Source organism: Streptomyces sp. MK37H, from assembly GCF_018035285.1.
Classification (GTDB): domain Bacteria; phylum Actinomycetota; class Actinomycetes; order Streptomycetales; family Streptomycetaceae; genus Streptomyces; species Streptomyces endocoffeicus.
The window spans coordinates 1-12,961 of sequence record NZ_JAAAYH010000024.1; the positions used below are offsets into that span (position 1 = coordinate 1).

The 12,961-nt window shown below is 70.5% G+C and carries 12 protein-coding genes and 2 tRNA genes; 12 read left to right on the forward strand and 2 right to left on the reverse strand.

Features of this window, described 5'->3' with window-relative positions; genetic code table 11:
* Positions 1-1,062 (reverse strand): M48 family metallopeptidase (locus GWI24_RS06055; RefSeq protein WP_210944873.1); only part of this gene is annotated, 1,062 nt, incomplete at its 3' end.
* A gap of 103 nt (positions 1,063-1,165) precedes the next feature.
* Here GWI24_RS06055 and GWI24_RS06060 point away from each other — a divergent pair.
* The 7 genes from GWI24_RS06060 (at position 1,166) to GWI24_RS06090 (ending at position 5,470) form a co-directional block, all read left to right on the forward strand.
* On the forward strand, positions 1,166-1,318 hold the full coding sequence (locus GWI24_RS06060; protein WP_044575378.1) for a hypothetical protein: 153 nt from the start codon (positions 1,166-1,168) through the stop codon (positions 1,316-1,318).
* 167 nt (positions 1,319-1,485) lie between these two features.
* Positions 1,486-1,653, forward strand: coding sequence for a hypothetical protein (locus tag GWI24_RS06065; protein WP_037945979.1), 168 nt, complete (start codon positions 1,486-1,488; stop codon positions 1,651-1,653).
* A gap of 59 nt (positions 1,654-1,712) precedes the next feature.
* A complete protein-coding gene (nadD, locus tag GWI24_RS06070; protein ID WP_060944022.1) occupies positions 1,713-2,324 on the forward strand; it encodes a nicotinate-nucleotide adenylyltransferase in 612 nt (203 codons plus the stop codon).
* A gap of 10 nt (positions 2,325-2,334) precedes the next feature.
* The gene (locus tag GWI24_RS06075; RefSeq protein WP_210944874.1) at positions 2,335-4,140 is read left to right on the forward strand and encodes an LCP family protein; all 1,806 of its coding nucleotides are present in this window, start codon (positions 2,335-2,337) and stop codon (positions 4,138-4,140) included.
* 94 nt (positions 4,141-4,234) lie between these two features.
* On the forward strand, positions 4,235-4,675 hold the full coding sequence (gene rsfS / locus GWI24_RS06080; protein WP_210944875.1) for a ribosome silencing factor: 441 nt from the start codon (positions 4,235-4,237) through the stop codon (positions 4,673-4,675).
* The gene (locus GWI24_RS06085; protein WP_210944903.1) at positions 4,672-5,325 is read left to right on the forward strand and encodes a histidine phosphatase family protein; all 654 of its coding nucleotides are present in this window, start codon (positions 4,672-4,674) and stop codon (positions 5,323-5,325) included. Before rsfS ends, GWI24_RS06085 begins: the two co-directional genes overlap by 4 nt.
* A gap of 72 nt (positions 5,326-5,397) precedes the next feature.
* A tRNA-Ala gene (locus GWI24_RS06090) sits at positions 5,398-5,470 on the forward strand.
* A gap of 22 nt (positions 5,471-5,492) precedes the next feature.
* On the opposite strand, the gene GWI24_RS06095 is transcribed toward GWI24_RS06090, so the two are convergent.
* On the reverse strand, positions 5,493-6,446 hold the full coding sequence (locus tag GWI24_RS06095) for a helix-turn-helix transcriptional regulator (RefSeq protein WP_210944876.1): 954 nt from the start codon (positions 6,444-6,446) through the stop codon (positions 5,493-5,495).
* A gap of 414 nt (positions 6,447-6,860) precedes the next feature.
* Between GWI24_RS06095 and GWI24_RS06100 the strand changes: the two genes are divergently transcribed.
* The 5 genes from GWI24_RS06100 (at position 6,861) to GWI24_RS06120 (ending at position 12,943) form a co-directional block, all read left to right on the forward strand.
* On the forward strand, positions 6,861-8,288 hold the full coding sequence (locus GWI24_RS06100) for an MFS transporter (RefSeq protein ID WP_374103273.1): 1,428 nt from the start codon (positions 6,861-6,863) through the stop codon (positions 8,286-8,288).
* Between the two features lie 242 nt (positions 8,289-8,530).
* On the forward strand, positions 8,531-8,764 hold the full coding sequence (locus GWI24_RS06105) for a hypothetical protein (RefSeq protein WP_030835565.1): 234 nt from the start codon (positions 8,531-8,533) through the stop codon (positions 8,762-8,764).
* Positions 8,765-8,865: 101 nt separating this feature from the next.
* Positions 8,866-8,938, forward strand: a tRNA-Ala gene (locus tag GWI24_RS06110).
* A 277-nt stretch (positions 8,939-9,215) separates the two neighbouring features.
* Positions 9,216-12,092 carry a leucine--tRNA ligase gene (leuS, locus tag GWI24_RS06115; protein ID WP_210944878.1) on the forward strand — a complete coding sequence of 959 codons (2,877 nt, stop codon included), beginning with the start codon at positions 9,216-9,218 and terminating at the stop codon, positions 12,090-12,092.
* Positions 12,093-12,208: 116 nt separating this feature from the next.
* Complete coding sequence (locus tag GWI24_RS06120) at positions 12,209-12,943, forward strand: hypothetical protein (protein ID WP_210944879.1); 735 nt, start codon at positions 12,209-12,211, stop codon at positions 12,941-12,943.
* Positions 12,944-12,961: the final 18 nt, after the last annotated feature.

The following is a 12,961-nucleotide window of genomic DNA, read 5'->3' on the forward strand; positions in this document are numbered from 1 at the left end:
TTTGCCCGCGCCGCCCGTGAACCGGTCGCGCAGCTTGCTGCCCAGGTCCCCGGCGCCACCCGCCACGTCCCTGACGAAGGCGAACAGCGGGTCCTTGCTGTTGCGGACCGACTCCGCGTAGTGGCTCGCGGACTCCCCGAACGAGTCGCTGACCGAGGTGTCCCTGTCCTCGTCGCGGCGCGGGTAGTGGCCGTCCATGAGCCGCTGGTAGTCGCGGGTCGCGGCCCACTTCTTGAGCTCGGCGGCGCGCACGGTGGTGAACGGATGGCTGCGCGGCAGCATGTTCATGATCTTGAGGACGGAGTCCCGCAGATCGCCGCTCGACTCGTACTCCTCCGCCTGTTCCAGGAAGGCGTCCACGTTCATCTCATGGAGGTGATGGCCGCCCGCGAGCTTCATCAGCCCGCGCATCGACGCCCGCAGATCCTGCCCGACCAGCAGCCCCGCCCGGTCCGCCGACAGCTCCGACTTGCGGAACCACTCCCGCAGCGCCGTGACCAGCGCCAGCACCGCCACATTGCCGAGCGGAATCCAGGCGACCTTCATGGCGAGGCTGGTGAGGAAGAGCAGTATCGTCCGGTAGACCGAGTGTCCCGACAGCGCATGGCCCACCTCATGGCCGATGACCGCCCGCATCTCCTCCTCGTCGAGCAGTTCGACCAGACCGGTGGAGATCACGATGATCGGTGCGTCCATGCCGATGCACATCGCGGTCGGCTGCGGGTTCTGGGTGACGTACATGGCCGGGACCCGCTCCAGGTCCAGGATGTAGCAGGCATCCCGCAGCATGTCGTGGAGATGGGTGAACTGCCGCTCGCTGACCCGCACCGAATCGGAGAGGTAGAGCAGCCGCAGGCTCCGCTCGGGCAGCAGACCGCTCATCGCCTTGAAGACGGTGTCGAAACCGGTCAGCTTGCGCAGCGCGACCAGCGCGGAGCGGTCCGCCGGATGTTCGTACGCCCGTGAGGAGATCCCGGGGAACCGCCGCCGCTCCCGGCTGGGCACATGCTCCCGGGCGTCTCCCGTCCCGTTTCCACCACCGGTCTCGTGGCTGTCGCTCATGTCGCCCCCTTGTTGATGGCCCGCTCGACGGGGCGCCCGGTCCGGGCCCTCGTCCGGCGGCCCCCAGCCTAGGCCCTGAGCGCCTGGGGGTTAGCGTGGAGACATGCCCGAAATGACTGGCCTCACCGAAGCCCTCGCCGCCACCTCACACAGCAACGACGGCCCGGGAGCGCTGCTGCGCATCGTCATCGTGGTCGGCGTGGTGGGCGCCGCCCTGCTCGCCTGGTTCCTGCTGCGTGGTTACAAGCAGGACTGAGCGGATACGAGCAGGACTGAGCGGATGCGAGCAGGACTGAGCGGATACGAGCAGGACTGATACGAGCGGGGCTGCCACCGGCAGGACGGACATCGGGACCGAAAACCGCCTCGCATACGATGTGGCCGACGTGTTGTGACGCCTAGACCCGGATAGGTACTGCCGCGATGACCGCTTTCAGCACCGCACATGCCGCCCTGACCACGCTCGCGTCCGAGGGCGGTGAGCACACCGACACCCACCCGAGCATCAGCCCCTTCATGACCGGCGGTGCGGCCCTGGTGATCCTCTTCCTGCTGCTGTGGATCACCACGCGCTTCAACCGGGACCGCTGACCTGGGCGATTGCCCCTATGGGCCCCGGCTCCGGGCCGGGCCCAGTAGGGTCTGCACGCATGGAAGAGCAGAAAGGGTCCGGCAAGCGGCGACTGGGTGTGATGGGCGGGACGTTCGACCCGATCCACCACGGCCACCTGGTCGCGGCGAGCGAGGTGGCCTCGCAGTTCCACCTCGACGAGGTGGTGTTCGTGCCGACCGGGCAGCCCTGGCAGAAGAGTCACAAGAAGGTCTCCCCGGCCGAGGACCGCTACCTGATGACGGTCATCGCGACCGCCTCGAACCCGCAATTCTCGGTCAGCCGTATCGACATCGACCGCGGCGGGCCCACCTACACCACCGATACGCTCCGGGAACTGCGCGCGCTCAACGGTGACGCCGATCTGTTCTTCATCACCGGGGCCGACGCACTCGCCCAGATCCTCACCTGGCGCGACGCCGAAGAGCTCTTCTCGCTGGCCCACTTCATCGGGGTGACCAGACCGGGGCACATACTGGCCGACCCGGGGCTTCCGGAGGGCGGGGTGTCGCTGGTGGAGGTCCCGGCTCTGGCGATCTCGTCATCGGACTGCCGGGCGCGGGTCGCTCATGGCGACCCCGTCTGGTACCTGGTGCCGGACGGCGTGGTGCGCTACATCGACAAGCGCGAGCTGTACCGGCACGACTGCTGAAGGGGTACCGGTGAACGACCGGCAGGATCCGTACGACCCGTACGCACAGGACCCGTATGGCCAGGAGCCGCAGATCTATGGCTATGACGCCTATGGGCGTCCGGTTTACCAGCCGCAGGCGGAACAGCAGCAGAGTTACGACCCGTACGCGCAGCAGCAGGCGCAGTACGGGGAGCAACAGCAGCAACACGACGGGTACGGGTACGACCCTTACGGCCAGCCGCAGCATCACCAGCCCCAGCAGCCCCAGCAGCAGCACACCCAGACGCAGAACTACGAGCCGTACGTTCAGCAGCAACAGCAACAGCAGCAGTACCAACAACAGCAGCAGTACCAACAACAGCCACCGCAGGGTTACGGCTACGGCTACCCACAGGCGGCCGCCGCCCCGACCGTCCCCCCGCAGCGCGAGGAGTCCAGCCCCGAGCCCAACCCCTACGAGGAGCTGAGCCCGGAGCAGCTGCGCCCCGGGGCCGAGGCGCCTCCGGCGGAGGAGCCCCGTTCTGCCGGGCCCCGGTCCCCGGAGCGGAAGCGCCCCGGGGGTGCCGATCAGGAGGAGTACCACACCGAGCAGTTCTCCTTCGTCGAGGAGCAGGACGAGGAATCCGACGACGTCATCGACTGGCTGAAGTTCGCCGAGACCCGTTCCGAGCGCCGTGACGAACGCCGCCGTAAGGGCCGCAACCGGCTTATCGCGCTCGTGGTGGTCCTGGTTCTCGCCGCGGCGGGCGGGGTCGGTTACCTCTGGTACGCGGGCAAGCTGCCGGGGCTGTCCGACGACGCCCAGGACCAGGCGGCCGCGGGCGGTCTGCAGAAGCGCGATGTGATCGTCGTCCATCTGCGCGAGACCAAGGGCGGCCGCACCTCCACGGCCCTGCTGGTGGACAACGAGACCACCAAGAAGGGCACCACCGTCCTGCTGCCGAACTCGCTGGCCGTCTCCACCGAGGACGGCGCCTCCACCACGCTCGGCAAGTCCGTGACCGACGAGGGTTCGGACTCCACCCGGGACTCCCTGAGCACCCTGCTGGGGTCGAGGATCCAGGGCACCTGGCGGCTGGACACGCCGTATCTGGAGAACCTCGTCGAGCTGGTCGGCGGGATCAGCCTCGACACCGACGCGACCGTCCCCAGCCCCGAGAAGGGCGAGGACCCCCTGGTCAAGCGGGGCAAGGACCAGATCGTGAGCGGCCAGGCGGCCGTGGCCTACGCCACCTACCGCGCGCCCGGCGAGGCACAGTCCAAGCAGCTCGCGCGGTTCGGGCAGGTCATGCACGCGGCGTTGAAGAAGCTCTCAAGCGACGAGAAGGGCGCCACCAGCACCGTGGAGTCGCTGGCCCAGATCCCCGACCCGTCGCTGTCCGAGCAGCAGCTGGGCGCGTCGCTGGCGAAGCTGGCCGGGCAGGCCAAGAGCGGTGCGTACGACACCGCGATGCTGCCGGTCCAGCCGGACGGGACGCTCAGCAGCCAGGCGACCGACCATGTGGTCAAGGACATCCTGGGCGGCACGGTCAAGAACTCCGACAAGAGCACCGCGCCCCGGGTCAGCGTGACCAACGCCGGAGGCCCCAAGGCCGCGTCGAGTGCCGCGCGGGTTGCCCTGGTCAACGGCGGCTTTACGGTCGTCACGGCCACCGAGGGCGGCGATGCGCAGCCGGCCTCGCGGGTGACCTATGCGGACGCCGCCCAGGCGGGCCAGGCCAAGGAGGTCGCCAAGACGCTCGGGCTGCCGGAGACGGCGGTGCGGAAGGGCAAGGGCGCGGCGAACGCGGACATCACGGTCCTCCTCGGCCCGGACTACGACGCCACGGGCTGAGTCGGCCCGGACTACGGCCGCCCGGCGTGACGGTGGGGCGTGAGACCCTGGGGGAGCCAGACCTTCGAGGTACCACCGACCGAAAGCCTTGCCTGTGACCGCCACGGACCGCTCCCTCGAGCTCATCAACGCCGCCGCCCAGGCGGCCGCCGACAAGCTCGCGCACGACATCATCGCGTACGACGTCAGCGACGTGCTCTCCATCACCGACGCCTTCCTGCTGGCCTCGGCGCCCAACGACCGCCAGGTCAAGTCGATCGTCGACGAGATCGAGGAGCGGCTGAACAAGGACCTGGGCGCCAAGCCGGTGCGTCGCGAGGGCGACCGCGAGGCCCGCTGGGTGCTGCTGGACTACGTGGACATCGTGGTGCACGTCCAGCACAGCGAGGAGCGGGTGTTCTATGCCCTGGAGCGGCTCTGGAAGGACTGCCCGCAGATGGAGCTCCCGGCCGACGCCGAGGCCACCCGCGGCAAGGCGCAGGAGTACGCGCAGGCGCAAGGCCCGGACGGCGGCGCGGGCGGTGAGCTGAGCTGAACGGCACCCAAGGCGCCCGTGGCCGCCGCATCGTCCTGTGGCGCCACGGCCAGACGGCCTGGAACATAGAACGCCGCTTCCAGGGCTCCCTGGACATCGAGCTCACCGACACCGGTGTCGCACAGGCCCACCGCGCGGCCCGGCTGCTGGCCGCCCTGAAGCCGGACGCGATCATCGCCTCCGATCTGAAGCGGGCGGCGGCCACGGCCGCCGAGCTGTCCGCCGTCACGGGTCTGTCGATCGCGCATGACCCGGGCCTGCGGGAGACCTATGCGGGCAAGTGGCAGGGGCTGACCCACGAGGAGATCATCGAGCGCTTCGGCGAGGAGTACGCGGCGTGGAAGCGCGGGGAGCCGATCCGGCGCGGCGGCGGTGAGCTGGAGACCGAGGTCGCCGACCGGGCAGCGCCGGTGGTGCTCGAGAGCGCCGACAAGCTGCCGGACGACGGCACGCTCGTGGTGGTCAGCCACGGCGGCACGATCCGCACCACCATCGGCCGGCTGCTCGGCCTGGAGCCCCGCACCTGGGAGGCGCTGGGCGGCCTGTCCAACTGCTGCTGGTCCGTTCTGGGCGAGGGTGCGCGGGGCTGGCGGCTCCTGGAGCACAACGCCGGATCGCTGCCCGAGCCGGTGCTCGGCGACGACGACTGAGCGGATTTCCTTTTCCGGCAGGTCACCGGCTATGCTCCTTCTCGTTCGAAGCGCTCAGGCGCGGAGAAGAGCGGGGCTATAGCTCAGTTGGTAGAGCGCCTGCATGGCATGCAGGAGGTCAGGAGTTCAATTCTCCTTAGCTCCACAGCACCAGGATCCCGTCTCCCTCACAGGGAGGCGGGATCGCTGCTTTCCGCACCGCTTCCGGCCCGTGTCTCCGCCGCGGCTCTTTCCTCCAGTAGTACGGAGAGTGGCTTGGCGTGCATCGTGCAGCCGATCAGCGGGTCGTGGAGGAGGCGCACCCGCCGCACATGGTCGCGGCTCTCCTCGTCGCAGGGCGTGTAGACCACGATCCGGGTCTCCGGTGCCCCGCTGACCTGCATCGAGGTCGAGGTCAGCCGGATCTCGCCGACCGAGGCGTGCCGCACCACCTTGATCCGGGAGCCCGGCGGCGCCACGTCCCCGCTCTGCCACAGCCGGGCGAAGTCGTCGCTGGCCTCCAGCAGCCGGGCGATGAAGTCCTCCCAGGCGGGCTCGCCCACATGGCGTCCGTACCCGCCGCGCAGCGTGGCCACCAGGAGCGGCAGCTCCTCGTCGAGGTTCACATAGGGGGCACAGCAGCGGCGGGCCACGAACAGCTGCCACAGGGCGTTCCGCTCGGAGGCGGCGGAGAGCAGCATCTCCGGGAACAGGCCGCCGTACGCGGCATTGGCGGCCAGGACGTCGTAGCGGGCGTTGTAGACCACCGCGGGGAGCGGGTCGAGCGCGTCGATGATGCCCTGCACCTCCGGGCTCACGCTGCGTGGATCGCGCTCCCGGCCGGGCACATACGGCACCTCGGCCAGGTGGTAGAGGTGCTCACGCTCGGTCTGGTCGAGCCGCAGCGTGCGCGCGACCGCGTCCAGCACCTGCACGCTGGCGTTGATCGGGCGGCCCTGCTCCAGCCAGGTGTACCAGGTCACGCCGACGCCGGAGAGCTGGGCGACCTCCTCGCGGCGCAGCCCCGGGGTGCGGCGCCGCAGGCCGGGCGCCATGCCCACGTCGGCGGGGGTCACCCGGGCACGGCGGCTGCGCAGGAAGGCGGCCAGCTCGGGCCTTCTGCGCCGAGTGTTCGCGGTCATCGTCGCTCTCCCCATCCCCCGTGCCGTCGGGCCGCACGGTCGGTCCCCCCTTGAGCCGTACGGTCCCCCCGCCGAGCCGTACGGTCCCATGCTCCCGGGGGTGGCGGGCGGCTGCCAGGTGCTGCCACTACCAGCATCGGCGGGCTCTCGTTACCCGTATCCGCCCGGCCACAGGCTCGGCCCATGAAACACACCACCCCGACCACCCTTCCTCCGACGGGGGACCTCGGTGGATCCAGTAAAGGCGAGGCCACTGACAACGGGGTCAATGGCCGCTCGGCCGCCGGCCACCGGGCCGCGCGGCGCCCTGCCTCCCGGCGCCCTGCCTCCCGACGCCCTGCCTCCCGACGCCCTGCCTCCCGACGCCCTCCGCGCCCCGGCTGGCTGCTCGCGATCGTCCTCACCGGCCAGCTGATGGCCGTCCTCGACGTCTTCATCGTCAACATCGCCGCCCCGACCGTCCGCGCCGATCTGCACGCCTCCGGCGCCGGGCTGCAGCTCGTCATCGCGGGCTACACCATCTCCTACGCCGTGCTGCTGATCACCGGGGCGCGGCTGGGCGCCCTGATCGGCCACCGGCGGATGTTCCTGACCGGGCTCGCGGTCTTCACCGGCGCCTCGCTGGCCTGCGGCCTCGCCGCCACCACCGGACAGCTGATCGCCTTCCGGTTCGTCCAGGGCGCGGGTGCCGCGCTGATGCTGCCGCAGGTGCTGAGCCTGATCCAGCGGACGTTCACGGGCGGTTCGCGGGCACGGGCGCTGGGCGCGTACTCCGCGGTGCTGGCCTCCGGCGCCGCCGGAGGCCAGATCCTGGGCGGGGTGCTCGTCGAGGCGGATCTGCTCGGCTCCGGCTGGCGCCCGGTCTTCCTGGTGAACGTGCCGATCGGGCTCGCGCTGCTGGCCCTCGGCCCGCGGCTGCTGCACGACCCGGCCGATCCGCCGCGCCTTGCCGGGGCCCCGCGCCCTGCCGAGGCCCCGCGCCCTGCCGATGCTCCGCGCCCTCGCGGGGAGGGCACGGCCGTCCGCCGGAGCGGCCTGGACCTGCCCGGTCTGGTGCTGCTCGCGGCGGCCGTGCTGCTGTTCACGGTGCCTCTGGTGCTCGGGCAGGAGCGGGGCTGGCCGCTGTGGTGCTGGATCACGCTGGGGCTGAGCGCGGCCCTGGTGGCGCTCTTCGCCGCGTACGAGGCCCGGCTGGCCCGGCGCGGCGGTACGCCGCTGATCTCCCCCAGGGTGGCGCGGGCGCCGGGGATACCGCTCGCGGTGATCCGTATCGCACTGGGGATGGCGGCCAACGCGGGGTTCCTGTTCGCCCTGACCCTGCATGTGCAGGGCGGGCTCGGCTACGGCCCGCTGCGGGCGGGGCTGACGTTCGTCCCCACGGCGGTCGCGTTCGGCGTCGTGGGCCTCAACTGGCAGCGGCTGCCCGCTCGCTGGCACGCCGCCACCGTCCCGGGCGGATTCCTGCTGGCGGCCGTCTCGTTCGCCGGGGCGGGTCTGGCCCTGCGCGACGGCACGGACGGCGGCCCATGGCTCCTCGTCGCCCTTACGGCATCCGGCGCGGGGCTCTCGTTCGCCTACAGTCCCCTGCTCACGCGGACGTTGGCGACCGTAAGGCAGCAGGACGCGGCGGACGCCAGCGGGGTGCTGGTGACAGCGGCTCAACTCGGCCTGCTCACCGGCGTCGCGGTCTTCGGGGCGGTGTTCCTGGGCGCGGCGGACGATACGGTGCCCAGTGCGGGTGCCTCCGCGGACGCCCTGTGGGTGACCTGCGTCGCCTTGGCCGGGGCCGCGCTGTGCGGAGCGCTGATGAGTCTGGTGAGACGAGTGGGGCATCTCCGCTGACCTGCGCGTCGTCCCGTGGCAGAATCGGACGGCCGGAGGGGGATGGGGCCGACACGTCCGATGGGGAGGGCAGGTGGGATGCGGACCAGCATCCTCGATGCGATCGAGGACCCGTCCCGCAGGGCACGAGCGGGCATCGTGTGCCCGTCCTGCGGCTCCGGACACGTGGCACAGGTTCTCGGTGACAACGGCGGTGTTTCCTACGTGTGTACGGCCTGCGGCCATAGCTGGAGCTGAGTGAGATGGGAGCCCACAGCCGGAAGTGCGACTGGTGCGGCACCGGTACACCGATCGTCCGCGACATGGAGCCGCTCAACTCCGACTACCAGTACTGGTGTGCGGAGTGCGCGCGGGCGCTGATCATCAGGGGCGATCCCATCGAGACCTACCGCGAGCTCGAAGGGGAGCCGATCTACGGTCGGCTCCTCGATGAGCACTGCACGCTGAAGCGTTTCTATTCGTTCGCGACGGCGTAACGGGGATCTGCTCCGGCCTCCGGCTCATCGATTTGGCGGAAGGCCGGGGCGTCCGTGTAATGTAGGCGTCGCCGCCGGGGAAACCGGGCGGGGCAAGACCTGGGGCTATAGCTCAGTTGGTAGAGCGCCTGCATGGCATGCAGGAGGTCAGGAGTTCAATTCTCCTTAGCTCCACATCAAGGAGGCGGGTCGTCCGTAAGGGCGGCCCGCCTTTCGTGTCGCGTGAGGAGGGTCACCACCTCCGTGCGGTCCGTCTGCCCCCTGCGGTAACCTGGCCCCATGCGTGCCGTACGCCTTCTGCTTAGCGGGCCGCGCTGATCAGTGCCGACCGAGTACAGCTCCGGTCGACATCAGCGCGGCGTCCCCTCCTGTGCGAGGGGTCTTTTTGTTTCGGAAGCAGGGATCCGCTGCGTTGCCGCAGGCAGAGACGACCGATGGAGCTTTGAGGACCATGAGCGAGACCAACGCCGCGGCCGAGGTGGCCGCGCCGCACCGCTACACGGCCGCCCTGGCGGCCGACATCGAAGCCCGCTGGCAGGACTTCTGGGACGCGCACGGCACGTATGAGGCGCCCAACCCGAGCGGCGACCTGGCCGGTGACGCCGAGGCCGCCGCCCGGCCCAAGAAGTTCGTCATGGACATGTTCCCGTACCCCTCGGGTGCGGGGCTGCATGTGGGCCATCCGCTGGGCTACATCGCCACCGATGTGTACGCCCGCTACCACCGCATGACGGGCCACAACGTCCTGCACACCCTGGGCTTCGACGCCTTCGGCCTGCCCGCCGAGCAGTACGCGGTGCAGACCGGCACCCACCCGCGGGTCAGCACCGAGGCCAACATCGAGAACATGCGGCGGCAGCTGCGCCGGCTGGGCCTGGGCCACGACCAGCGCCGCTCGTTCGCGACGATCGACCCGGACTACTACAAGTGGACCCAGTGGATCTTCCTGCAGATCTTCAACTCCTGGTACGACCCGGAGGCGAAGACGGCGCGCCCCATCGACACCCTGGTCCAGCAGTTCGCCTCCGGTGAGCGCCCGACCCCCGACGGCCGCCCCTGGGCCGAGCTGACCGAGTCCGAGCGCGCCGACATCCTGGGCGACTACCGCCTGGCCTACGCCTCGGACGCGCCCGTCAACTGGTGCCCCGGCCTGGGCACCGTGCTGGCCAACGAGGAGGTCACCGCGGACGGCCGCTCCGAGCGCGGCAACTTCCCGGTCTTCAAGGCCAAGCTGCGCCAGTGGAACATGCGCATCACCGCCTACGCCGACCGGCTGCTGGACGACCTGGACGAGCTGGACTGGCCCGAGGCCATCAAGCTGCAGCAGCGCAACTGGATCGGCCGCAGCGAGGGCGCCCGGGTCGACTTCCCGGTGGCCGAGCACCCCGACGCCAAGATCACGATCTTCACCACCCGCCAGGACACCCTGTTCGGCGCCACCTACATGGTCCTGGCGCCCGAGCACGGCCTGGTGGACGAGATCGTTCCGGCCGCCTGGCCCGAGGGCACCCACGACGTCTGGACCGGCGGCCACGCCACCCCGGCCCAGGCCGTCGACGCCTACCGCAAGCAGGCCGCGGCCAAGTCCGACGTCGAGCGGCAGGCCGAGGTCAAGGAGAAGACCGGCGTCTTCACCGGCGCGTACGCCGTAAACCCGGTCAGCGGTGAGCGGGTGCCGGTCTTCATCGCCGACTACGTCCTGACGGGCTACGGCACCGGCGCGATCATGGCCGTCCCGGCGCACGACAGCCGTGACTTCGCCTTCGCCCGCGCCTTCGAGCTGCCCATGCGCTGTGTCGTCGAGCCCTCGGACGATCGCGGCACCGACCCGTCCACCTGGGACGACGCCTTCGCATCGTACGACGCGAAGATCGTCAACTCGACGGGGGAGTCGGTATCGCTGGACGGGCTGGGCGTCGTCGAGGCCAAGGCGCGTATCACCGAGTGGCTGGAGTCCCGCTCCATCGGCCAGGGCACCGTCAACTACCGGCTGCGTGACTGGCTGTTCAGCCGCCAGCGCTACTGGGGCGAGCCCTTCCCGATCGTCTACGACGAGGAGGGTGTGGCCCACTCGCTGCCCGAGTCGATGCTGCCCCTGGAGCTGCCCGAGGTCGAGGACTACTCGCCGCGCACCTTCGACCCGGACGACTCCGACACCTCCCCGGAGACCCCGCTGTCCCGGAACGAGGAGTGGGTCAACGTGGTGCTGGACCTGGGCGACGGGCGTGGGCCGCGGCCGTTCCGCCGCGAGACCAACACCATGCCCAACTGGGCCGGCTCCTGCTGGTACGAGCTGCGCTACCTGGACCCGCACAACAGCGAGCGGCTGGTCGCCCCCGAGGCCGAGCGCTACTGGATGGGGCCGCGCGAGGGGCAGCCGCACGGCGGTGTCGACCTGTACGTGGGCGGCGCCGAGCACGCGGTGCTGCATCTGCTGTACGCCCGGTTCTGGTCCAAGGTACTGTTCGACCTGGGGCATGTCTCCTCGGTCGAGCCGTTCCACAAGCTGTACAACCAGGGCATGATCCAGGCGTATGTCTACCGGGACAGCCGCGGTATCGCCGTCCCGGCGGCCGAGGTCGAGGAGCGGGACGGGGCCTACTGGTACAACGGCGAGAAGGTCTCCCGACTGCTGGGCAAGATGGGCAAGTCCCTGAAGAACGCCGTCACGCCGGACGAGATCTGCGCCGAGTACGGGGCCGACACGCTGCGGCTGTACGAGATGGCCATGGGCCCGCTGGACGTCTCGCGGCCCTGGGACACCCGTGCGGTCGTCGGCCAGTACCGGCTGCTGCAGCGGCTGTGGCGCAATGTCGTCGACGAGGGCACCGGAGAGGTCACCGTCGTCGACACCGAGCCCGACGAGGCGACGCTGCGCGCCCTGCACAAGGCGATCGACGGCGTCCGGCAGGACATGGAGGGCCTGCGCTTCAACACCGCCATCGCCAAGATCACCGAGCTGAACAACCACGTCACCAAGGTGCGCGAGGTGCCCCGCTCGGTGGCCGAGGGGCTGGTGCTGCTGATCTCGCCGCTGGCCCCGCATGTCGCCGAGGAGCTGTGGCGCAGGCTGGGCCACTCCGGGTCGGTCGTTCACGAGTCCTTCCCGGTCGCCGATCCGGAGTACGTCGTGGACGAGACCGTCACCTGTGTGGTGCAGGTCAAGGGCAAGGTCAAGGCCCGGCTGGAGGTCGCGCCCTCGGTCTCGGACGAGGAGCTGGAGGCGCTGGCGGTGGGCGACCCGGCGGTCGTGGCGGCGCTGAACGGCGCCGGCATCCGTAAGGTCATCGTGCGGGCGCCGAAGCTGGTGAACATCGTTCCGGCCTGACCTGGGTCGTCTGTGCGGGCGGGTTGGGGGTTCGTCAGGAACCTCTGATCCGCCCGACGCGTTTACGCTGAGAGGACGACCGCCACCGTGCCGTGACCGCCGCCCCAAGGAGCGCCATGGAAGCCATCTGGATCCTGTTGACGCTTTTCGTCCTGATCATGCTGGCGGGGGTCTATGGGGCCGTTCGCGCGGTCAGGGCGGCCAAGCGCGGTATCGACCGTACGGTGCACCAGGCCCGCGTCACGGTGGAGGAGACCAGACTCCGGGCCCGGCAGCTCGCCCAGCCGGGCGCGGCCGGTGAGCTCGCCCAGCTGCGGCTCTCCCTGCGCGGGTCGATGCGCGCCACCGGGCAGGCGCTACAGGCGGCCGCCCCGCAAGACCGCTCACTGTCGGAGTCGTTGGGCCTGTTCCAGCGGCTGAGCGCCCATGCGCTGGACCTGGAAGCGGATCTGAAGCGGCTGGAGCAGGAGCCCGACAGGTCCCGGCTCGCCGCCCTGCTGCCCGAGATGCGGGAGCGTACGCAGCGGATCACCCACTCGGCCGATTCGCTGCGCTGGGCGGTGCAGGAGCGGACGCATCGGCTGGCGCACGACGATCTGGACTCGCTGGGCCGCGAGATCGAGATGGAGGCGGGGGCGCTGCGGCACTGGACGGCGGTGGAGCCCGACGAGCCGCTGGCGGCGCCCGAGGCGGGTTCACGACCTGGACCCGACGTGGGGGTGCGACCTGGGCCCGAGGCGGGGCAGAAGCCGGAGCCGCCCCGGCCGTCGCTCGGGGCGAGGCCGAATACGGAGCCTCAGGCGTGGCAGAAGCCCTGGCAGCAGTCTCCCCGTCCCGAGAACACGGCCTGAGACCCCGGAACCCCGAAA

What these genes read in the sequence shown, in the direction of transcription:
- GWI24_RS06060 (WP_044575378.1), top strand. Translation starts at nt 1,166, where the DNA reads ATGCCCGAAATGACTGGCCTCACCGAAGCCCTCGCCGCCACCTCACAC.
- GWI24_RS06065 (WP_037945979.1), top strand. Translation starts at nt 1,486, where the DNA reads ATGACCGCTTTCAGCACCGCACATGCCGCCCTGACCACGCTCGCGTCC.
- nadD (WP_060944022.1), top strand. Translation starts at nt 1,713, where the DNA reads ATGGAAGAGCAGAAAGGGTCCGGCAAGCGGCGACTGGGTGTGATGGGC.
- GWI24_RS06095 (WP_210944876.1), bottom strand. Translation starts at nt 6,446, where the DNA reads ATGACCGCGAACACTCGGCGCAGAAGGCCCGAGCTGGCCGCCTTCCTG.
- GWI24_RS06100 (WP_374103273.1), top strand. Translation starts at nt 6,861, where the DNA reads ATGGCCGTCCTCGACGTCTTCATCGTCAACATCGCCGCCCCGACCGTC.
- GWI24_RS06105 (WP_030835565.1), top strand. Translation starts at nt 8,531, where the DNA reads ATGGGAGCCCACAGCCGGAAGTGCGACTGGTGCGGCACCGGTACACCG.
- leuS (WP_210944878.1), top strand. Translation starts at nt 9,216, where the DNA reads ATGAGCGAGACCAACGCCGCGGCCGAGGTGGCCGCGCCGCACCGCTAC.
- GWI24_RS06120 (WP_210944879.1), top strand. Translation starts at nt 12,209, where the DNA reads ATGGAAGCCATCTGGATCCTGTTGACGCTTTTCGTCCTGATCATGCTG.